At 62.6% G+C, this 19,702-nt stretch carries 18 protein-coding genes; 5 read left to right on the top strand and 13 right to left on the bottom strand.

The window, feature by feature from the left end; all coding sequences use genetic code 11:
- Positions 1–56 precede the first annotated feature (56 nt).
- Both AC1Z1G_RS23330 and AC1Z1G_RS23335 read right to left on the bottom strand, forming a co-directional pair.
- Positions 57–608: a DJ-1 family glyoxalase III gene (locus AC1Z1G_RS23330; RefSeq protein WP_483622645.1), complete on the bottom strand. Its 552-nt coding sequence runs from the start codon at positions 606–608 to the stop codon at positions 57–59.
- Positions 609–662: 54 nt separating this feature from the next.
- Positions 663–1,118, bottom strand: coding sequence for a DUF4879 domain-containing protein (locus AC1Z1G_RS23335; protein WP_483622646.1), 456 nt, complete (start codon positions 1,116–1,118; stop codon positions 663–665).
- 214 nt (positions 1,119–1,332) lie between these two features.
- Between AC1Z1G_RS23335 and AC1Z1G_RS23340 the strand changes: the two genes are divergently transcribed.
- Together AC1Z1G_RS23340 and trmA are read left to right on the top strand one after the other, a co-directional pair.
- Positions 1,333–2,628, top strand: a complete 1,296-nt coding sequence (locus AC1Z1G_RS23340; RefSeq protein ID WP_483622647.1) for an NCS2 family permease — start codon at positions 1,333–1,335, stop codon at positions 2,626–2,628.
- Positions 2,625–3,704, top strand: a complete 1,080-nt coding sequence (gene trmA / locus AC1Z1G_RS23345) for a tRNA (uridine(54)-C5)-methyltransferase TrmA (protein WP_483622648.1) — start codon at positions 2,625–2,627, stop codon at positions 3,702–3,704. The genes AC1Z1G_RS23340 and trmA overlap by 4 nt, the downstream gene beginning before the upstream one ends.
- A gap of 119 nt (positions 3,705–3,823) precedes the next feature.
- Here the strand turns inward: trmA and AC1Z1G_RS23350 are convergent, their stop codons facing one another.
- The 8 genes from AC1Z1G_RS23350 to AC1Z1G_RS23385 form a co-directional block, all read right to left on the bottom strand.
- On the bottom strand, positions 3,824–5,155 hold the full coding sequence (locus tag AC1Z1G_RS23350) for a TolC family outer membrane protein (protein WP_483622649.1): 1,332 nt from the start codon (positions 5,153–5,155) through the stop codon (positions 3,824–3,826).
- On the bottom strand, positions 5,152–6,501 hold the full coding sequence (locus tag AC1Z1G_RS23355; RefSeq protein WP_483622650.1) for an HlyD family type I secretion periplasmic adaptor subunit: 1,350 nt from the start codon (positions 6,499–6,501) through the stop codon (positions 5,152–5,154). The genes AC1Z1G_RS23350 and AC1Z1G_RS23355 overlap by 4 nt, the downstream gene beginning before the upstream one ends.
- Entirely contained in the window at positions 6,498–8,279 is a 1,782-nt protein-coding gene (locus AC1Z1G_RS23360; protein ID WP_483622651.1) for a type I secretion system permease/ATPase, read from the bottom strand. The genes AC1Z1G_RS23355 and AC1Z1G_RS23360 overlap by 4 nt, the downstream gene beginning before the upstream one ends.
- A gap of 218 nt (positions 8,280–8,497) precedes the next feature.
- Positions 8,498–9,133 (bottom strand): heme acquisition protein HasA, encoded by a 636-nt coding sequence (locus AC1Z1G_RS23365; RefSeq protein WP_483622652.1) that lies wholly within the window; start codon positions 9,131–9,133, stop codon positions 8,498–8,500.
- A gap of 99 nt (positions 9,134–9,232) precedes the next feature.
- Positions 9,233–11,992, bottom strand: a complete 2,760-nt coding sequence (locus tag AC1Z1G_RS23370; RefSeq protein WP_483622653.1) for a TonB-dependent receptor — start codon at positions 11,990–11,992, stop codon at positions 9,233–9,235.
- A 136-nt stretch (positions 11,993–12,128) separates the two neighbouring features.
- On the bottom strand, positions 12,129–13,142 hold the full coding sequence (locus AC1Z1G_RS23375) for a FecR family protein (RefSeq protein WP_483622654.1): 1,014 nt from the start codon (positions 13,140–13,142) through the stop codon (positions 12,129–12,131).
- A 53-nt stretch (positions 13,143–13,195) separates the two neighbouring features.
- Positions 13,196–13,714, bottom strand: coding sequence for an RNA polymerase sigma factor (locus tag AC1Z1G_RS23380; protein ID WP_483622655.1), 519 nt, complete (start codon positions 13,712–13,714; stop codon positions 13,196–13,198).
- A gap of 170 nt (positions 13,715–13,884) precedes the next feature.
- On the bottom strand, positions 13,885–14,562 hold the full coding sequence (locus tag AC1Z1G_RS23385; protein ID WP_483622656.1) for a TetR/AcrR family transcriptional regulator: 678 nt from the start codon (positions 14,560–14,562) through the stop codon (positions 13,885–13,887).
- Between the two features lie 221 nt (positions 14,563–14,783).
- On the opposite strand from AC1Z1G_RS23385, the gene ypfJ (AC1Z1G_RS23390) reads away from it, so the two are divergent.
- From ypfJ (AC1Z1G_RS23390) to AC1Z1G_RS23400, 3 genes are all read left to right on the top strand, one after another.
- Positions 14,784–15,596: a KPN_02809 family neutral zinc metallopeptidase gene (ypfJ, locus tag AC1Z1G_RS23390; RefSeq protein ID WP_483622657.1), complete on the top strand. Its 813-nt coding sequence runs from the start codon at positions 14,784–14,786 to the stop codon at positions 15,594–15,596.
- An 82-nt stretch (positions 15,597–15,678) separates the two neighbouring features.
- Positions 15,679–16,572, top strand: coding sequence for a KPN_02809 family neutral zinc metallopeptidase (ypfJ, locus tag AC1Z1G_RS23395; protein ID WP_483622658.1), 894 nt, complete (start codon positions 15,679–15,681; stop codon positions 16,570–16,572).
- Positions 16,573–17,538: an alpha/beta hydrolase gene (locus AC1Z1G_RS23400; protein WP_483622659.1), complete on the top strand. Its 966-nt coding sequence runs from the start codon at positions 16,573–16,575 to the stop codon at positions 17,536–17,538. It abuts the gene before it with no gap.
- A 22-nt stretch (positions 17,539–17,560) separates the two neighbouring features.
- Here AC1Z1G_RS23400 and AC1Z1G_RS23405 read toward each other — a convergent pair whose 3' ends face one another.
- The 3 genes from AC1Z1G_RS23405 to AC1Z1G_RS23415 form a co-directional block, all read right to left on the bottom strand.
- The gene (locus AC1Z1G_RS23405; RefSeq protein WP_483622660.1) at positions 17,561–18,154 is read right to left on the bottom strand and encodes an HAD family hydrolase; all 594 of its coding nucleotides are present in this window, start codon (positions 18,152–18,154) and stop codon (positions 17,561–17,563) included.
- On the bottom strand, positions 18,151–19,020 hold the full coding sequence (tesB, locus tag AC1Z1G_RS23410; protein WP_347902157.1) for an acyl-CoA thioesterase II: 870 nt from the start codon (positions 19,018–19,020) through the stop codon (positions 18,151–18,153). The genes AC1Z1G_RS23405 and tesB overlap by 4 nt, the downstream gene beginning before the upstream one ends.
- Before the next feature lie 105 nt (positions 19,021–19,125).
- Positions 19,126–19,695: a GNAT family N-acetyltransferase gene (locus tag AC1Z1G_RS23415; RefSeq protein WP_483622661.1), complete on the bottom strand. Its 570-nt coding sequence runs from the start codon at positions 19,693–19,695 to the stop codon at positions 19,126–19,128.
- Positions 19,696–19,702: the final 7 nt, after the last annotated feature.

Genomic DNA, 19,702 nt, shown 5'->3' on the forward strand with positions numbered 1-19,702 from the left:
AAACCTCTAGCGACCGCATGCCTGTACCGGTGGATGAAGCGAAACCCTGAGGCCGATTAAACCCCCATCTCCCCCGCCACCGCCGCTCGTCGGGCCTTGCCGCACACCTGTTCCACCAGCATCAGGGCAAACGACAACGCGGCGGCCGAGGTCTGGGCAGTGATGCACGTGCCGTCGACCACCACCGGTTGGTCGACGAAGGTACAGCCGGATAACTGATGGCTTGCCGATGGCAGGCAGGTCATGCGCCGCTGGCGCAGTACACCGAAGGCTTGCAGCGCTACCGCCGGGGCTTCGGCAATGCCGGCGTACCGGCGACCGGCAGCGGCTTGATCCTTGAGCAGTTGTTGCAGCGGTTGATGAGCGGCCAGGTGCTGCGCGCCGACGACGCCACCGGGCAGGACGATCAGGTCGAACGGTTGCGCCAGCACGTCGACCAGCATGGCATCGGCGGTCAACCGGGTGCCGCGAGCGCAGGTCAGCATGCGTCGCGACTCGACGCTCGCCACCACCACTTCGACCTTGGCACGACGCAGCACGTCGATCAGGGTCACGCTTTGCAGGTCGTCGATGCCTTCGGCGAGGGTGATCAGGGCTCTAAAGGTCATGGGCAGACTCCACCAAGTGATCCTTAAAGCGTAGCCCTCGTTACCGCCTCGCGATCACTTGATGTAGAGCTGAGTCGACAGAGTGTTGCCCGGCGCGTTGAGTGAGGTGTTGCTGAAGGTGAACGTGCCTTGCTGCTTGCCGGCCAGATCGAAGATGTACAGGTAACCGACAATCTTGCTGTTGCCGGTGCACTCGGTCAGGTTGCCGTTATCGAAGGCGCAGACCCGTGTTCGGGTGCCATCGATTTCGAAACCGTCCAGCCCGACGTGGGGCATGCGGCCGTAGCCCATCTCCAGCACGTAGACCTTGATGCTGGCACCGGCGTGATCGCAACGCGTCTGCGCCTGCCCCTCTTCGATGTCTTCAAAGCCGCAGCCGGGCGATTCGACCTTGAGCACCTTGACCTCGCTCAATGGCGCAGCCGAGGCAGCCGAGGCCGTTGGTGCGCCCATTAACAGGGCGCTGCACACGCCCAGGGCCAGAATGATCCTGCTCTTTATACCGTCCATAACGCTCCCCAAAACCTGCGCGCAGTATGCCCCAGTCCACTTCGTGGCAAAACATCGCCGACGATCACAGCCATAAGCAGCCATAGCCGCACGCTGCTGGTATGATGCGCGGCTTTTTCCGGCCAACAGAAAATTATCAGGCGCCCATGGCGGTCTGTGCTTTGCTGTTCAGGTCGATACATTCACGGCGCAAGGCGCGCCACGGGGAGCAGACATGCTGGAAAGGCTGTTTCAACTCAAGGCACACAACACCAACGTGCGTACCGAGATTCTTGCGGGTATCACGACCTTCCTGGCCATGGCCTACATTCTGTTCGTCAACCCGAGCATCCTCGGCGAGACCGGCATGGACAAGGGCGCGGTGTTTGTCGCAACCTGCCTGGCGGCAGCCATCGGCTCGACCGTCATGGGCCTGATCGCCAACTACCCGATCGCACTCGCGCCGGGCATGGGCCTGAACGCCTTCTTCACCTACACCGTGGTCCTGCACATGGGCCACACCTGGCAAGTGGCGCTGGGCGCGGTGTTCATTTCGGCGGTGCTGTTCTTCCTGCTGTCGATCTTCCGCATCCGCGAGTGGATCATCAACAGCATCCCGCTGCCGCTGCGCTCGGCGATTGCGGCCGGTATCGGCCTGTTCCTGGCGCTGATCGCCCTGCACAACGCCGGCATCGTGGTCAGCAACCAGGCGACCATGGTCGGCTTGGGTGACCTGAAAAAACCGGCACCGATCCTCGCCACCCTGGGCTTTGCGCTGATCGTTGCCCTGGAAGCCCTGAAAGTGCGCGGCGCGGTGCTGATCGGCATCCTGAGCGTGACCATCGTATCCATCGCGCTGGGCTTCACCCCGTTCAACGGCGTGATGTCGATGCCACCTTCGCTGGCGCCGACCTTCCTGCAACTGGACATCATGGGCGCACTGGACATCGGCCTGGTCAGCGTGATCTTCGCCTTCCTGTTCGTCGACCTGTTCGACAACTCCGGCACCCTGATCGGCGTCGCCAAGCGCGCCGGCCTGATGGGCAAGGACGGCCACATGCCGAAAATGGGCCGTGCGCTGATCGCCGACAGTACTGCCGCAATGGCCGGCTCCCTGCTGGGCACCTCGACCACCACCAGCTACATCGAGTCGGCAGCAGGCGTCAGCGCCGGTGGCCGTACTGGTCTGACCGCGGTGGTCGTCGCCATTCTGTTCCTGCTGGCACTGTTCTTCGCGCCACTGGCGGGCAGCGTTCCGGCATTCGCCACCGCGCCTGCCCTGCTGTTCGTCGCCGTGCTGATGACTTCGGGCCTGGCGGAAATAGACTGGGATGACATTACTGTTGCCGCGCCGGTGGTGGTGACCGCCCTGGCCATGCCGTTCACGTACTCCATCGCCAACGGTATCGCCTTCGGTTTCATTGCCTGGACCGCAATCAAGTTGCTGTCCGGCCGTGGCCGTGAACTGAACCCGGCGCTGGTGATCCTGTCGATTCTGTTTGTGATCAAGTTGGGTTGGTTCGCCGCATGACATTCGATTCCCAGGCTTACGCCGTCCAGCTCGAAGAAAAGGTCACGCGTTTGCGTGACCTGCTCGCGCCGTTCGATGCTCCAGAACCTTCAGTGTTCGACTCACCGTTGGCGAACTTTCGCCTGCGCGCCGAATTTCGCCTGTGGCGTGAAGCCGGCGAGCGTCACTATGCAATGTTTTCCCAGGAAGACAAACGCACGCCGATCCTGATCGAAGAATTCCCGATCGCAAGCCTGCGCATCAACCAGTTGATGCCGCAACTCAAGGCTGCCTGGCAGGCCAGCGCCGCCCTGAGCCACAAGCTGTTTCAGGTGGAGTTCCTGACCACCCTGGCCGGCGACGCGATGATCACCCTGTGTTATCACCGACCGCTGGACGAGCACTGGCACGCGGCGGCGTCGAAACTGGCCGCAGACCTGAACGTCAGCGTGATCGGTCGCTCCAAGGGCAAGCGCGAAGTGATCGGCCATGATTACGTGGTCGAGAAACTCGAGGTCGGTGGTCGCACGTTCAGCTATCGCCAGCCCGAAGGCGCGTTCACCCAGCCCAACGGCACGGTGAACCAGAAGATGCTGAACTGGGCGTATGACGCCCTCGGCGAGCGTTCGGATGATCTGCTGGAGTTGTACTGCGGCAACGGCAACTTCACCCTGCCGCTGGCAACCCGCGTGCGCAAAGTGTTGGCCACCGAGATCAGCAAGACCTCGGTGAATGCTGCGCTGAGCAACCTCAGCGAAAACGCGGTGGATAACGTCACGCTGGTGCGGTTGTCCGCTGAAGAGCTGACCGAAGCACTGAACGAAGTCCGCCCGTTCCGTCGCCTGCACGGCATCGACCTGAAGAGCTACCAGTTCGGTAGCGTGTTCGTCGACCCGCCTCGCGCCGGCATGGACCCGGACACCTGCGAGCTGACCCGGCGCTTCGAGAACATCCTGTACATCTCGTGCAACCCCGAGACACTGGCAGCCAACATCGCCCAGTTGCACGACACGCACCGCATCACCCGCTGCGCGATGTTCGACCAGTTCCCGTGGACGCACCACATGGAATCCGGGGTCTTGTTGACCCGGCGCTGAGTCGCCTGCACGCAACACCCAAACAGCCGTCCTCGTGACGGCTGTTTGCATTGCGGCCTTATCCCCCGCGCCTACAAGGGCGGTTTGCTGGCATCAGGGCAAGCCCGCGATGGAAGGTATCAACCGACCGGTTGGAAATACCCGGCCAACGTCTGTAAGTCCCGGTCATCAAGCAGCCCGGCGTAATACTTGAGCTGAATCCGCGCCAGCAAATATGCGTGGCGGGCGTCGGCCAGATCGCGGCGGGCGCTGAACAGTTGTTGCTCGGCGTCCAGCACGTCCAGGTTGACCCGCTCGCCGCCGCGCACGCTTTTCTGGGTCGCGGTCACCAGCGCCGTTGCCGACTCGACCGCCATCTCATAAGCGCTGATACGCGCCGCGCCACTGGTATTCAGGTTGAACTGCTTGCGCAACTCGGTCAGGGTGCTGGCGGTTTTGGCATCCAGCTCAAACTGCGCCTGGGACAGTTGACGTGCTGCCTGCCGGGTCGATGCCGACACTGAACCACCAGCAAACAAGGGCAGGCTGACCTGAACCCCGACGCTGTTGGTGTCGTACTTCTGGTTGTAGGTGCTTTCCGAATCCGAGCGGGTCTGACGGCTGCTGGCGTACAGGCTGACCTTGGGCAAATGCCCGGCGCGCTTACGCTCCACTTCGTATTCGGCAATGCTCAAAGCGTGCTGCTCGGAGGCCAGTTCCGGGTTGTGGGCGATGGCCAGGTCGCGCCAGCTCTCGAAGCGGTTGGGCTGCAACGGCTGGATGTCGAACTGACGAACCAACGGGTCGAGTTCTTCGATCTGCAAGGGTTGCCCGACGATGGCTTGCAGGTCACGCAGTGCCGCGTCCTGCACGTCCAGGGCTTCGATTTCCTCGGCCTGGGCCAGGCTCAGGCGGGCCTTGGTTTCCAGCAGATCGGTGCGGGTGCCCTCACCGCCCTGAAGCAAGCGTTCATTGAGTTGCAAGCGCTCGGCGTACGCACGCTTTTGCGCCCGGCTCAGTTCAATCCGCTCCTGCGCCAGCAACGCCTGGCTGTAGGCCCCGAGCAATCGCACGGCCAATTCCTGGCTCTTGCTGCGAAAACGCTCATCGGCGAACAACGCCTGCGCGGCGCCCTGACGAAAGCGTGCGTAGGCTTCATAGTCCAGCAGCGGTTGTTGCAGGGTCAGGGTCGAGGCGTAGCTGCGGTAGTCGCGGTCCTTGCTGACATCCGCCTGGGTGACCTCGGACTCATTGCGCGAATTGTTGTAGTTCCACGACAGGCTCGGCAACAGCCCGGCGCGACCAATGATGCGCTGCTCTTCACCGGCAGCGCGCTCCTCGATCGCCGCTTGAAAGGTCGGATCATTGCGCAACGCCAGGTCATAGGCGTCCAGCAATCCCAAGGCCTGAGCCGCTGGCGTGCCGACGCAGCACAGCGTCAGCACTGCAACACGTAAAACGCCCCTGCTCATTCTTCCACCAGTGCCATGTGCGTGCGGTCCAGCAGCGGCTTGAACAGGTAATTGAGCATCGAGCGCTCCCCCGTGCGCACGAACGCTTCCACCGGCATGCCGGGACGAATCTGCAGCCCGGCCAGTTGCGCCATGCCCTGCTCGCCGACCTGGGCACGCAGCGTGTAATACGGCTCGTCGGTGCGCTCATCGACCTGGCGGTCAGCCGACACCAGCATGACCTGCCCCACCACCCGTGGCGTGGTGCTCTGGCTGAACGCCGAGAACATCAGCTCCACCGGCAGGCCAGGGTGAACCTTGTCGATCATCTGCACCGGTACCCGCGCTTCCACCACCAGCGGCTCACCCTGCGGGACGATTTCCATCAGCGCCTGACCGGGTTTGATCACCCCGCCCTCAGTGAATACCTCCAGCCCCACGACCACTCCGGCGGCCGGTGCGCGCAGCAGGCTGTTGGCCAGTTCGAACTCGGCGCTGGCCAGGCGATTGCGCAAGTCATCGCTGCGGATACGGGTGTCAGCCAACTGGCTGCGCACCTCTTTCTGAAATTCTTCGGTGAGCTGACGAATGCGCAACCGCATCTCCAGCACCTGCCGCTGCAACTGGCCGATGCGCCCGAAGTCTTCGGAAATCGCCCCTTCGATCTGCGCCAGCAACCGCTCGCTGTCGAGCAAGCGATTACGCGGTATGTACCCGTCGCGAGCCAGTTCGCGCAGGCCTTGCAACTGTTCGCGCAACGCGTCGCGCTGCAACAGCTTGCTGGCCTGGGAGTCGCGAGTCCCGCGCAACTGCGCCTCGGAACCGGCAATGCTCTGGTCGATGCCCTGCTGCTCCATGGCCAATGCCTGGCGGCGACTGCCGAACAACTGCCGTTGCAGGTCCATGGTCGCGGCAGCCTGCGGGTCATCCTTGAGCGCGACCAGTTCCGCGGCGAACTCAAGGCTCGCTGCGCCGTCGCGTTCGGCATTCAAGCGCGCTTCGCTGGCAAGCGAGCCAAGGAACTGGGTACGCAACGACTGCATCTGCGTGCGTAACGGGGTCTCCTTGAGACGGATCAGCACCTGCCCGGCGCTGACGAGGTCGCCGTCCTTGACCTCGATGCGCTCGACCACCCCGCCGCTGGGATGCTGCACCGCTTTGCGGTGGCCCGAGACCATGACCTTGCCGGACACCGCCACGCCCTTGTCCAGCGGCGCCCAGGCAGCCCAGGCGATAAACCCGGCAAACCCGCCGATCACCAGCCACCAGCCGAGCCGCGAATACCCTGTGTGGTCCAGCGCCAATACCTTGGCCGAAGCCTGGGGACCGTGGACGGTCGGTGTGACGGCCGCGTGTTGCTGACTCATGCTTTGCTTCCTTCACTGCTGGCGGCAACGCCGAGCCGATAACTCATGTTCACGCCCGACACCGGTTTGCTTGCCGGGGCCGGTGCGCCGGGCTTGCTTTTCTGCGAGGCCTCAAGCACCCGCGCCGTCGGCCCGAACGCTTGCAACTGGCCGTCCCGCAGGATCATCAACTGATCGGTCAGGCTCAGTACGTTGGGTTTGTGGGTGATCAGGATCAGCGTGCGACGCTGTTGCTTGAGGGCCGCGATGGCCTGTAACAACGCCTGCTCACCGGCTTCGTCGAGATTGGCGTTAGGTTCGTCGAGCACGATCAGCGCCGGCAAGCCGTACAACGCGCGGGCCAGGCCGATGCGTTGTTTCTGCCCACCGGACAACCCGGCGCCGCCCTCGCCCAGTTGCGTGTCGTAGCCTTGGGGCAGTTGCAGGATCAATTGATGCACGCCGGCCATTTGCGCGGCGGCGAGGACCTTGTCCGAATCGAGTGCGCCAAACCGGGCGATGTTGTCGGCGATGCTGCCGGCGAACAACTGGATGTCCTGGGGCAAATAACCGATGTGCGGCCCCAGTTGTTGCTTGTCCCACTGCGCCAGTTCCGCGCCGTCCAAACGCACCTTGCCGGTCACCGGACTCCAGGCGCCTACCAGTAACCGGGCGAGTGTCGACTTGCCACAACCCGACGGCCCGATCACCCCCAGCACCTGACCGGCCGGCAAGCTGAACCCCAGGTTGCTCAGGGCCGGGCGTCGGCTGCCCGGTGCGCAAGCGCTCAGTTGTTCCACCGTCAGCTCACCCTTGGGCGTCGGCAACGGCATGCGCGGCGGGCGCGCCGGGTTGGCCTGCAACAGCGCCGACAACCGTTGGTACGCCAGGCGCGCCGAACTCCATTGGCGCCACACCGCGATCAACTGGTCGATGGGGCTCAACACCCGGCCCATCAGGATTGAACCGGCAATCATCATCCCCGGCGTGATTTCGCCCTGCACCGCCAGCAGCGCACCGAGGCCCAACACTAACGATTGCAACGCCAGGCGTACGCCTTTGGACCAGGCGCTGATGGCGGCGGTCTTTTCACTGGCCAGGTTCTGCTGGGCCAGAAACGCCTGATGCTGGCCGAACCAGCGCTCGCGCAACGTGCCAAGCATGCCCATGGCTTCGATGGTTTCGGCGTTGCGCAAATGGGCGGTGGCTTGTTGGCTGGCACTGATCGACAGCTGACTGGCTTGGGTCATCGGTGCCTGGCAAATGTGCTGGTTGATCCACGCCAGTGCCACCAGCAATACCGCGCCGCCCAGCGCCAGCAAACCGAGCCAGGGGTGGAACATGAAAATCACCCACAGGTAGACCGGAAACCACGGCGCATCGAAAAACGCGAACAACGCGTTGCCGGTGGCGAACTGGCGCAGCGCGGTCAAATCGTTCAGGGCCTGGCCGGCAGTCTGCACGCCGCCCTTGAGTTGCGCCTCGAATGCAGCGTCGTACACCCGCTGGTTCAGGCGCATGTCCATTTGCGTGCCGAGGCGGATCACCACCTGGCTGCGCACCCATTCCAATGCGCCCATCAGGCCGAAGATGCCGAGGATCATCAGCGTCAGCATCAGCAGCGTCATCTGGTTGCCGGACGCCAGCACCCGGTCGTACACCTGCAACATGTACAACGCCGGGGCGAGCATCAGCAGGTTGATCACTGCCGAGAACAGACCGATGTTGAAGAAGCCGCTTTTATAGGCCGTGAGTGCGGCCAGCGTCTCGTTACCGGCGGGGGTATGAGGCCTGTTCATCAAGTACTTCCGTGGGCAATTGAGGGTCTTGCATGACCGAGGGCTCAAGCGGAGCCGCTCGGTTCGAGGCTCGCCTAGCGCGTTGACAGTCGCCGTGGCGGTCCCCAGAATTCGCCACCGGCGCCGCCCTGGCCTTCGAAAACTCGGGCGGCGTCGGTGTTTGAGCACGGCGAATGAAAGAGCGATCTTTCATTCGCTTTTTTTATGCAGCAGGGAAATCAGGCAGCCAGTGCCCAGTCCTGTCCAACGTCCTGCACGCCCACCAGCGCCACGTCGGCGGCAGCGAAGGATTCGGCAGTGGCGTGTCCCAGGCCCTTGGCGGCCAGTGCGTCGAAGGTCGATGCGGTGGACAGGCCGTAGTCGTCCAGCAGGTTGTTGAGCACGGTTTCCAGGTTGGCGGTGTTGCCTTGCATCAGGCCGTAGATCACGTCCTGTACCACGTTGCCGGCACGGCCAGCGCCTTGGGCGGCAGACAGGTCCAGACCATTGAACGCCACCACGTAGTTGTCGAGGGTGAAGTCATGGCCACTGCCGCCGCCCAGCACTTCGCCCAGTTGCACGTTGTCCAGGTTGCCCCACAGGTAGTGGTTCATGTTGCTGCTGGCCGGTACGCCCGGGGTGAACACGTAGTGCAGGCCGTTGGTGGTGTTGCTGTCGGCAATGAACGCGTAGTCGGAGCCATTGCTGCCATGCGTGGCGTACTGGTCGCCATTCATGTTGCGACCACCGCTGCTGAAGCCACCGGTGTTGCTGTAGCCGTGACCGGCGGTCTGGAAGCCAGCGGTCCAGTCGACCAGGTATTGGGCGATGGTGGTCGAGCCTTGCGATGCTGCGTAGTTAACCGAGATAGTCATTACAGGATCCTTCATAAGTTAATGATGAACATCGATACGCACGTACGGCGTACTTTTTGCTCCTCGTGAGCAAAACCTTTCGAGTGGCAACACGCCGACTCAGAACTTGTACTCCAGCATCCCGCTCAGGGTTCGCCCGCGGGCCAGGGTGAGGTTGTTGGCGTCGCCCATGGCGACGAAATAGGCTTCGTCGGTGGCGTTTTCCAGGGCCAGCGCAATGTTCAGGTTTTCGGTCGCCCAGTAGCTGGCGTACAGGTCATAGACGGTGTATTTCGGCCAGGTCGCCTGGTCGAGGAATTCATAGCTGTGGCTGTCGAGGTTTTCGCCGTTGCCGGAGCTGTAACGCACCCGCACGCCGGTATCCAGGGTGCGTTCCAGGAACCGCGCACCGACGGTCAGCGAGCCGCGATCGGCCGGCATGTAGGTGGCGTTGCCGAACACGCCCTTGCAGTCGTAGGCCGCGTTGGCCTTTTCGTCGTCGACCCATTTGTAGACCGTTCTGCGCACCGTGCCGACCTTGCCGTTGGGCAGCGTGACCTTCTCGGTGATGGTGCCGACCCGCCCACCGCTTTTCTTGGCGCCGCCCATGTAGAAGTTCTTCGAGCAGAATTCGTTGGTGCCGATCATGTGGGTGTAGCTGAGGTTGGTGTACATCCGCCCCATGTCGTAGTTGAGCTGGTACTCGAGGCCACGAAAACGCGTGTCGCTCAGGTTGTTCACATAGGCCATGCGACCGAAGCCCAGGCCTGGCGTGGAGTGCGGAATCGACACGCCCGTGTTGAGGAAGGAGTAGTCCTGAATCTTGGTATCGAAGTACGCGACCTTCACGCCCAGCCGGTCATTGTTGAAAAACAGCGACTCCTTGAACACGTTGACGCCCACTTCCCAATCCCGGGATTTCTCTTCCTTGAGGTAAGGGTTGGGGTACACCATTTCCCCGGAGTTACCGGCATGCGGGCGACCGGTCATAAACGCTTCGGTCACGGCCGGCGGACGCCAGCCTTCGCCCCAGCGTGCGTAGACCTGCATCCAGTCCACGCCCGGTTTGATGCCGATGCCGAAGGTCGGCGAGAAGCGCCCTTCTTCGCGGTCGATGTCGTACACGTCGTGGGACGCCGCGCCGCGAACGCCCACGTCGGGGTACTTGAACAGCGTCATGCCGGTCTGGCCTTCCAGCCGATAACGGTCATAACGCAGGCCCGCGTCCAGGGTCAGCCAGCCGCCGTATTCGTATTGCAGGGTGTTGAACAGACTGGCCATGGTGCGTTTGCCGGCCGGAGTTCCGCCCTCGATGTACGGCAGGACCACCTCGTTGGGCGCAGGAATCTTGTCGACCCGTGGGCGGAATTTGTCCTGGTACAGCTCCAGGCCATGGTTCCAGCTCAACGAGCCGTACGTGTCGAAATCAAAACGCGCGGTGTTCTCCAGTTGCCCGCCCCAGGTGTCGGTGCGGTAGTGATCGGTGTACGCGGCATAGCGGTTGCCCGAAGACACCGTGGCATCGTTGCCAGCGTTGCGCCGATCCAGCTGGGTGGTCACGTAATAGACCTTGGCCTTGAGGTCGATCAGCGGATTGTCGGGGGTGTAGTGGTAGTCCAGCGCAATGTTCTGCGCACTGAGGTTGTTCTTGCTGTGGCGGCGATAGTCGTAGGCGTTGCCGTTTTCATAGATCCACGAATCGTTGCTGTCGCTGTCCGATTGCATATAGCTCAGTTGCAGACGCTGGTCCTGGGGCAGGTTCAGGCCGAACTTGATCAGTTGCGAGCGGGTCACGCTGCCGGAGTCGCCGACTTCGCTGTTGAGCCAGTCGTTCCAGGCCTCGGGGCGGTACTTCTTGACCATGATCTCGCTGCCCAGGTTGTCGGAATTATGCGTTCCGCCCCGGTAGTCGCCGAAATGCCGTTCGCTGAAACCCAGCAGCACGTCGCCCACTTCATTGCCGAATGCAAACACCCCGCTGCCGTTGAAATAGGTGCCGTTGCCCAGCTCACCAATGCCGCTGCCGGCCCGCACCCGCCCACCGTATTCCTTGCCCTCGCCGATGAACTCGCTGGCTTCCAGGGTCTTGAAGGTGGCGATACCGCCGAGCACACCCGCACCGCCCATGCCGGACTGGCTGCCCTTGTCGATCTCGATGCTGGAGATGAACTCCGGGTCGATCACCATGGTGCCGTTGCGCTGCTGGTGGCCGTTGACGTTGAAGTTCTGACGCATGCCATCGACGTTCATGTTGACCCGACCGTAGTCCTGCACGCCGCGGATGTTCACTGACAAACCGGGGTCACGCTGGCTGACGGCGCTGTAGACGCCTGCGGTTTCTTCGAGCATGTCGGCAGCATGGCGCGGTGGACGTTTGTCGATCTGATCGCGGGTGATCACCGCAACCGAACGCGGGGTCTGGTAGACCCAGTCACTGGGCTGGCCTTCGTTGTGGTTGCCCGAGACGGTGGTGGTGTCCAATGCCAGCGCGCCGTCATGGCCAGCCACCCGGTTCAACGTCACCTGGCGCTCGCCGGTGAAGCGGTATTCCACTGGCGCCGTGCCGAGCAAACGGGCCAGGCCTTCCTGCACGCTGTAGCGGCCCTTGAGCGGAGCACTCTGCAAGCCTTGCAAACGCTGGCTGTCGAACAACACTTGCAGCCCCGCCTGCTCGGCGAACAGCAGCACGGCCGTGCCCAGCGACTGGGCGGGAATATCGAACATCTGCACGGTTTGCTGGTCGGCCTGCTGCGTGACGACACCTTGTGGTTCAGCGGCGTGCAACACGCCGCCGCTGGCCAACATCCCGGCAACTCCAAGGTGAATGGCAAGGGCCAACCGGCTGGCGGTGAGGCGCTCCTTGCAACTGCTGACAACCATGCTCGATATCCCTGCGCTGACTATGCTTGTTTGTGAGAATGCATCTCACTTAGCAAGACGTGTCAGGCAGCGAAACTCAGTAAGTTTTTTTTCAGAAGTTTTTCAATGAGGGGGGAAGCCTTGGTGTGAAGCCGGCTCAATAGATCAGGCTGACGCCCGCGAGATCGAAGCGTTGCACCTGCAATTCACGGGTCAGGGTCTGCAACGCGGCGTCGAGCATGTCGAGGCGAAACACGCCGCTGACTTCCCGCGTACCCAGTTCAGGATTGCTCAGCAACACGCGACCGGGACGGTAGCGATTGAGTTGCTCGATCACCGTGGCCAGCGGCAGCCGATCAAAAATCAGCACGCCGCGCCGCCAACTGGTCGCCCGTTGCAGGTCGAAACCGTCCAGCGCCCGCACCCCGGCTGTCTGGCTATAGCGTGCGCTTTGACCTTCTTGCAGCACCCGCTCGGCCGAGCCTTGTGCGGGCGGGGTTTGCAGGGTCACCGCAACACTGTGTTGCAGCACGCCGACCCACGCATGCCCGGCGTCTTCACGCCCGACCACAAACCGTGTGCCGAGGGCGCGGGTCTGGCCGCCGGCGCTGTCGACCACAAAGGGCCGTGTTTCCTTCGGCCCCATGGGCGCCACGTCAAAACACGCGGCGCCGCTGAGCAAGCGAATCCGCCGCTGCGTGCCATTGAAATCGAGGCGGATGGCGCTGGCCGAATCCAGCTCCACGGTGCTGCCATCGGCCAGGTGCACGGTGCGCACTTCGCCCTTGGCCGTGACGTAATCCGCTTGCAGGTGCAGCAGCGCTTGCGGGCCGCGCAGCCATCCGACACTGATCGCCAGCAGCAATAGCGCAGCGCTGGCGGCCACACGCCAGGGACGCCGTCGCCGTGTCGAACGGGGCGGCACCAGTGCCGCTGCGGGCGGGCGCCGATGCGGGGCCGGGGCGTGTTTGAAATCGGCATCGTGGCGCAAGTCGCCGAGGGCCGCCCACGTCTGCTCGGCGAAGCGCAAGGCGTCGTCATGACGGCTGTCCGCCGCTTGCCAGCGCTGCAACTCGGCCTGTTCGGCGGCGCTCAACGGCCCCGCGTGCAGACGCACCGCCCAGTCGGCGGCGGCCTCGGTGATGCTGTGATCCTGGCCCTGGCTATTCACGTGTGAATCTCGAATTCTCGTTATATATAAGCAGTGACGATTCAACCCGGCATTTACCGTAACGCGTTCGTCGGATGATCGCCCAAGCGCTGCATGACGTAGGCCAGCGCCCGAGACAGATGCTTTTGCACCGAGCTGTCGCTGATGCCCAACTGCCGGGCGACTTCGGCGTGGGTCAGGCCTTCGATGCGGTTCAGGCGGAAAATTTCCTGGGTCCGCTCTGGCAGCTCCGCCAATGCTTGTTTCAATGCCATTCGCTGTTGCTCGGCCATCGCCTGAGCCTCCAACCCGGCCATTTCATCCTCGATCTCGGCCAGCGCCTCATGGGGCACGGAGTCGGTCTTGCGCCGCGCTTCCTGGCGAACATGGTCGATCAGCAGATTACTCGCCGTTCGATAGAGATAGCCCTGGGTATTGTCGATGCGCTCCGCGCGCGTCTGTTCGGCCAGGCGCAGGAAACTTTCCTGCACCAGATCAGCAGCCAACTGAGGGTCCCGTACCTTGCGGGCCAGGTACCCGCGCAGGGTAACGGCGTGCTTGAGAAACAGGCCTTTGAGATCCACGTCCGACAAACCGACTCCCTGGAACTTGAAGGAAACAGGGCCGCATCTTACGTCTTGTCGAGAATGATTTTCAATTAATGCAGAAAGTTCGCACACACAAAGGCGCGCAGGCCGACCCGGAGTCCGGCCTGATGAGGGGGGGAAGTTCTGAAATGCGCCAGGAACGATGACAGCAGCCGTTACGCCTGCAAGTAACCCAGCACCGAGGTGCAGATCATCTGGCGATGGCGTTCCTTGATCACTTCATCCGACAGGTCGACCTGAAAGATCTCACCGAAGGTATGGCGGTTCGACACCCGGTAGAAGCAAAACGAGTTGATCAACAAATGCACATCCACCGGCTCCAGCCCCGAGCGGAAAACCCCCTGCTCGGCACCGCGCCGCAGGATGTCCCCCAGCGAATCGAGGATACTGTTGTTCATCGCCTTGATCGCCCCGGACTGCTTCACGTACTCGGCGTTGTGAATGTTTTCGGTGCTGACGATGCGCACGAAATCGACGTTGCGATCATGGTGATCGAGGGTGAATTCCACCAGCCGCCGAATCGCGTCCAAGGGGGCCAGCTCAGCCAGGTGCAGACAACTTTCGGTGTGGCGAATATCGCCATAGAGCTTCTCCAGCACTTCGACATAGAGCTGCTCCTTACTGCCGAAGTAGTAATAGATCATGCGCTTGGAGGTGTGGATTCGTTCGGCGATTGCATCGATCCGCGCGCCGGCCAGCCCCTGCTGGACGAACTCGACAATGGCTTCTTGCAGAATGTTTTCGCGGGTCTTTTCCGGGTTGTTCTTGCGACTCTTGCGCGGCTCGGCCACAGGGGCCTGGAGGGCTGCGGGAAGTTCTATTGTCATTGTCATTCTGGGTTCACGGCCATTACTGCAGGGGCCCGCGATTATGGGCCGCACCCCACAGTGAAGGAAGCCGGGAGGTGGCCATTTGGGCCCGCGTTTACGATTCTTATACAACTTCGCCCGGTGCACGATTACTTGCCTTTACACATTTGCCTGAACGGCGGGCGGGCCAGCTGTTATCCCTGTGGGCGGCAATGGATGCCGATCAACCTACAAGGAATATCATCATGTTATGGAACAAGGCACGACGCAGCGACAACGTACTGGACACCCGGGAAGCCTCGGTCCCACGCTCCGGGATCAACCGCAAGGCTGCCGCCGGAATGGGTCTCGTGGCGCTGGCGGTCATCGGCCTGCTGGGCACGGATTTACGGGGGCACGACACACCGGAAGACGACCGCTCGCGGGCCTTCGTCGAGTCGATTCTGGGTGACACCGAAGACGCCTGGACACAGCTTTTCAAGCCGCTGGGCCAAGCCTATCCGAGCCCCTCGCTGACCCTCTTCGACCACGGCGTGGTTTCCGGCTGCGGCTTCGCGTCCTCGGCCATCGGGCCTTTTTACTGCACTGGCGATCAGCGGATTTATCTGGACCTGGCGTTCTTCGATGACATGGCCCGGAAGTATTCGGTCGTCGGCGATTTTGCGCAGGCCTACATCATCGCCCACGAAGTCGGCCATCACGTGCAAAACGTACTCGGGCTGGCGAAGCCGCTGGACGATGCGCTCGACGCTCACCAATCCGTCGACGGCGATGGCGGTTTGCACGTGCGCAGTGAACTGCAGGCCGATTGCCTGGCGGGTGTCTGGGCGCAGCATGCGCAACACCGATTGAACTGGCTGGAGGCGGGCGACATCGAAGCCGCGCTGCACGCCGCTACCGTGTTCGGTGACGACTACCTGCAACGGAACCAAACGGCCGCCCTGCTGCCTGAGACGTTCACCCACGGCACCTCCGCCCAGCGCATGCACTGGTTCAACGTCGGCTTTACCCAGGGACGACTCGAGCGGTGCGATACCTTTGCGGCCGAGCCACTGTAGCAGGCGCCGGCTGACGATCGGACTGGCGTCAGTACCACTCAACAGCGACACTCATCACCACGTTCATTCAGAGGATTCCCACATGCTATGGAAAAAAGGCCGACGCAGCGACAACGTGGTGGATGCGCGGGGCGATGACGTTGGCAGTGGTGGCGGGGGCATGCGTTTCGGCGGCGGCAAGGGCCTGAGCCTGACGGCCATCGTCCTGATCGTCGGCATTGGCTGGATCACCGGCCAGGACCCGCTGCAAATCCTCGGGCAACTGGTCGGGCAAATGGATCAAACCTCGGCCCCGGCCACCACGCAAACCCGCCAGGCGCCACCGGCCAACGATGAGCAGGCGGAATTCGTGGCGCGCATCCTCGGTGACACCGAAGACACCTGGGGCCAGATTTTCCAGCAGGCCGGCCGCCAGTACTCGGCACCCAAGCTGATGCTGTTCAGCGGTCGGGTGAACTCGGCCTGCGGTGGCGCATCCTCGGCGACCGGCCCGTTCTATTGCCCGGCCGATCAACGGGTCTACCTGGACATGAGTTTCTTCAAGGACATGTCCCAGCGCTTTGGCGCCGCCGGCGACTTCGCACAGGCCTATGTGATCGCTCACGAAGTGGGCCATCACGTGCAGACCTTGCTCGGCGTGTCGGCGAAAATCCAGGCTGCGCGTCAGCAAGGTCAACGCATGGAAGGCGACGGCGGCTTGCTGGTGCGCCAGGAGTTGCAGGCCGATTGCCTGGCAGGGGTCTGGGCCAACAATGCGCAAAAACGCCTGAACTGGCTCGAACCAGGTGACATCGAAGAAGCCCTTAACGCAGCCAATGCCATCGGCGATGACCGCTTGCAACAACAGGGTCAGGGCCGCGTGGTACCGGACTCGTTTACCCACGGTACTTCCGCGCAGCGGGTACGCTGGTTCAAGACCGGTTTCGCCCAGGGCCAGGTCGGCCAGTGCGACACCTTTGCGGCGAAGAGCCTGTAAATGAGCCGTCAACGGCTGGTGCTGCTCGGTCTGCTGATCGTCTGCGCCGCCAGTCAGGCCGCCGAGCGCGGGGTCAAGGTCATCAGCCCCGGACGGCTGGACCTGGGGGCTGGCGAAATGGCGGTCGACGTCAGCCAGGCGTCACCGCAGATCCTGCGCGTATTGATCGTGATTCACGGTCGGCTGCGCAACGCACAAAGTTATCGCCAAAGTGCTGAAGCCGCCGCCGAGCACGCCGGACAAAGCGCCACTACCCTGGTGATCGCGCCGCAGTTTCTCAACGAAGCCGATGTCGCACGCCATCACTTGCCCGACAGCTTACTGCGCTGGCAGGGCAATGACTGGATGGCGGGCGCGCCGTCCACCGGTCCGAACCCACTGAGTTCCTACGCGGTGCTCGACAAGATTCTGGAACGCCTGAGTGACCGCCAGCAGTTTCCCGCCCTGAAAGAAATCGTCATCGCCGGTCACTCTGGCGGCGCACAAGTGGTGCAACGCTATGCGCTGCTCGAACACGACGTGCCCAGCCTGAAAGCCGCCGGCATTGCCTTGCGGTTTGTGGTCGCCAACCCGTCCTCGTACGCGTACTTCGATGCACAGCGGCCAGCAGCGTTCGATGTCGCGACGTGCCCCGGTTTCAATGACTGGAAGTACGGTCTGGAGAAACTGCCGGACTACGCCGACGGGCAAACACCGCAACAACTGGAGCAGGCTTACATTCAGCGCGATGTCACCTACTTGCTGGGCCAAAGAGACATCAACCCCCATCACCCGGCCCTGGACAGAAGCTGCGCCGCCGAGACGCAGGGCGCGTATCGGCTGATTCGTGGGCACAGCTATTTCGACTATTTGCAACAACGCCATCCCGAAGGGTTGAATCAACGGCTGATCGAAGTGCCCGGCGTCGGGCATGACGGGAACCGGATGTTCACCTCGCCCGAGGGGCAGAAGGCGTTGTTCCCGTAGCGCCCTCGCCACAAAGGTACTTTCAAGCCGACAGCATCTGCCGCAGCGCCACACAATCCTGCGCATGCCAGTCGGTCAGTTCCGGCCATGGATTGTCCGGCAGATTCACCAGCACCGTCCGCGCCCCCGCCGCCCGGCCGCAGTCCAGGTCAAAACGATAATCGCCGACCATCACCAACTCGCCTGGTGCCACGTCCCAGGCCTCGGCCAGTTTCAACAAACCGCCGGGATGGGGCTTGGGCGGTGCGTCGTCACGGCCCAGCACATCGTCCTCTGCAAAGCAGTCCGCCAGGCCAATCGCCTCCAGCGTGATATGCGCCAGTTCACGTGCATTGCGGGTCAGGATGCCGAGGCGATAACCGCGCCCGGCCAGCTCGCGCACCAGTTCCACCGCGCCTGGTGCCGGCATTGAGCCGAGCGCCAAATCACGCTCATGCTCCAGTAGCCAGGCGTGTTTGGCCGCCGCTTCGGCGGCGGGCAACGCCGCGAGGTGAGTCAGAATGTCGTGCTCGGCGGGGATCGCCAGCGCTTCGCGGATCGCCGCAAAATCGTGCACGGCCACCGTCAGCGTGCCGTCCATGTCAAACACCCAGTGCCGTACTTCAGAAAGGCTCATGCCCAATCCTTGCGATGACGAATCAAACCTTCCTGAGTGACCGACGCTACCAGTTTCCCGGCGCGGTTGAACACGCTGCCACGAGAGAAACCGCGCGAGTTGCCGGCCCACGGGCTGTCCATGGCATACAGCAGCCAGTCATCGGCACGCAGGTCAGCGTGGAACCACAACGCGTGATCGAGGCTGGCGACCTGCATGTCTTTCTGCCAGACCGACTTACCGTGCGGCAGCATCGAGGTGGTCAGCAAACCGAAATCCGAGGCGTAGGCCAACAGGTATTTGTGCAACGCCGGCGAATCGGCCAACGCACCGTCGGCACGAAACCACACGTACTTGATCGGGTCGGCCGGTTGCGGGTTGTAGGGGTCTTTTTCGGTGACCGGGCGCACTTCGATCGGCTTGGGGCACAGCAGCTTTTCGCGCATGTGCTCCGGGATCAGGTGTGCGCGTTGCCGGGTAATTTCCAGTTCCGAGGGCAGGTTTTCCGGGCCCACTACCTGCGGCATCACGCTCTGGTGCTCGAAACCTTCTTCGTCGTACTGGAACGACGCACTGCAGGTAAAAATCGGGTTGCCCTTCTGAATCGCAGTCACGCGGCGGGTGCTGAAACTGCCCCCATCGCGCACCCGGTCCACCTGATACACCACGGGTAACGCGGCGTCACCGGGACGCAGAAAGTAGCCGTGCATCGAATGCACATGGCGCGCTTCCTCGACGGTCTGGCTGGCCGCGGAAAGGGACTGGCCCAACACCTGGCCGCCGAACAACTGGCGAAAACCCAGGTCCTGGCTGCGACCGCGAAACAGGTTTTCTTCGATCGCTTCCAGGGTCAGCAAGTCGACCAGGTCTTCCAACACTTGGCTCATTCAGACGCTCCTCACACAGGCTATACCGCGCAGTCTGGGCTGCGGCGGTTAATTCAGATTCAGGCTCGGACCCACAATGGGCACATTGTAAACATCCCGCCCAGCTTATCCATGCAAGGTTTCCAGCCACTGTTCACGGGTGATGCGGTACAGCACATGGTGACGCAGCGGATTATCGGCCCCGACCTTGGGGTGTTCAAAATCCGCCGAGGGGTCGTAATGCATGCCGATCGCCTGCATGACTTTCTGCGACGGCAGGTTGGCCTCGGTGGTAAACGCCACCACCTCGTCCAGCGCCAATCGGTCAAAGCCGCAGCGCAGAGCGGTCCACGCCGCTTCACTGGCGTAACCCAGGCCCCAATGTTCGCGTGCCAGGCGCCAGCCGATTTCCACGGCGGGGGTAAAAGCCCCCTCGAAACCGACATGCAACAAACCGGTCAGGCCGATGAAAGCCCCGGTGTCCTTGCGCTGCAACGCCCAAAAACCAAAACCATGTTCGGCAAAATGACCGCGCATTCGCCCGATCAATGCCGCGCTGTCCAGGCGGCTCAGGAGCGCCGGAAAGTAACGCATGACCTGCGGGTCAGCGCACATCGCTGCAAACGCCGGCAGATCCTCATCACGCCACTGGCGCATCAACAACCGTGCGCTTTCGAGTTCCAGTATTGGCTCCATCGATCCC

The sequence above is a fragment of the Pseudomonas sp. JL27(2026) genome, from assembly GCF_056933555.1.

What these genes read in the sequence shown, in the direction of transcription:
- AC1Z1G_RS23330 (WP_483622645.1), bottom strand. Translation starts at nt 608, where the DNA reads ATGACCTTTAGAGCCCTGATCACCCTCGCCGAAGGCATCGACGACCTG.
- AC1Z1G_RS23335 (WP_483622646.1), bottom strand. Translation starts at nt 1,118, where the DNA reads ATGGACGGTATAAAGAGCAGGATCATTCTGGCCCTGGGCGTGTGCAGC.
- AC1Z1G_RS23340 (WP_483622647.1), top strand. Translation starts at nt 1,333, where the DNA reads ATGCTGGAAAGGCTGTTTCAACTCAAGGCACACAACACCAACGTGCGT.
- trmA (WP_483622648.1), top strand. Translation starts at nt 2,625, where the DNA reads ATGACATTCGATTCCCAGGCTTACGCCGTCCAGCTCGAAGAAAAGGTC.
- AC1Z1G_RS23350 (WP_483622649.1), bottom strand. Translation starts at nt 5,155, where the DNA reads ATGAGCAGGGGCGTTTTACGTGTTGCAGTGCTGACGCTGTGCTGCGTC.
- AC1Z1G_RS23355 (WP_483622650.1), bottom strand. Translation starts at nt 6,501, where the DNA reads ATGAGTCAGCAACACGCGGCCGTCACACCGACCGTCCACGGTCCCCAG.
- AC1Z1G_RS23360 (WP_483622651.1), bottom strand. Translation starts at nt 8,279, where the DNA reads ATGAACAGGCCTCATACCCCCGCCGGTAACGAGACGCTGGCCGCACTC.
- AC1Z1G_RS23365 (WP_483622652.1), bottom strand. Translation starts at nt 9,133, where the DNA reads ATGACTATCTCGGTTAACTACGCAGCATCGCAAGGCTCGACCACCATC.
- AC1Z1G_RS23370 (WP_483622653.1), bottom strand. Translation starts at nt 11,992, where the DNA reads ATGGTTGTCAGCAGTTGCAAGGAGCGCCTCACCGCCAGCCGGTTGGCC.
- AC1Z1G_RS23385 (WP_483622656.1), bottom strand. Translation starts at nt 14,562, where the DNA reads ATGACAATGACAATAGAACTTCCCGCAGCCCTCCAGGCCCCTGTGGCC.
- ypfJ (WP_483622657.1), top strand. Translation starts at nt 14,784, where the DNA reads ATGTTATGGAACAAGGCACGACGCAGCGACAACGTACTGGACACCCGG.
- ypfJ (WP_483622658.1), top strand. Translation starts at nt 15,679, where the DNA reads ATGCTATGGAAAAAAGGCCGACGCAGCGACAACGTGGTGGATGCGCGG.
- AC1Z1G_RS23400 (WP_483622659.1), top strand. Translation starts at nt 16,573, where the DNA reads ATGAGCCGTCAACGGCTGGTGCTGCTCGGTCTGCTGATCGTCTGCGCC.
- AC1Z1G_RS23405 (WP_483622660.1), bottom strand. Translation starts at nt 18,154, where the DNA reads ATGAGCCTTTCTGAAGTACGGCACTGGGTGTTTGACATGGACGGCACG.
- tesB (WP_347902157.1), bottom strand. Translation starts at nt 19,020, where the DNA reads ATGAGCCAAGTGTTGGAAGACCTGGTCGACTTGCTGACCCTGGAAGCG.
- AC1Z1G_RS23415 (WP_483622661.1), bottom strand. Translation starts at nt 19,695, where the DNA reads ATGGAGCCAATACTGGAACTCGAAAGCGCACGGTTGTTGATGCGCCAG.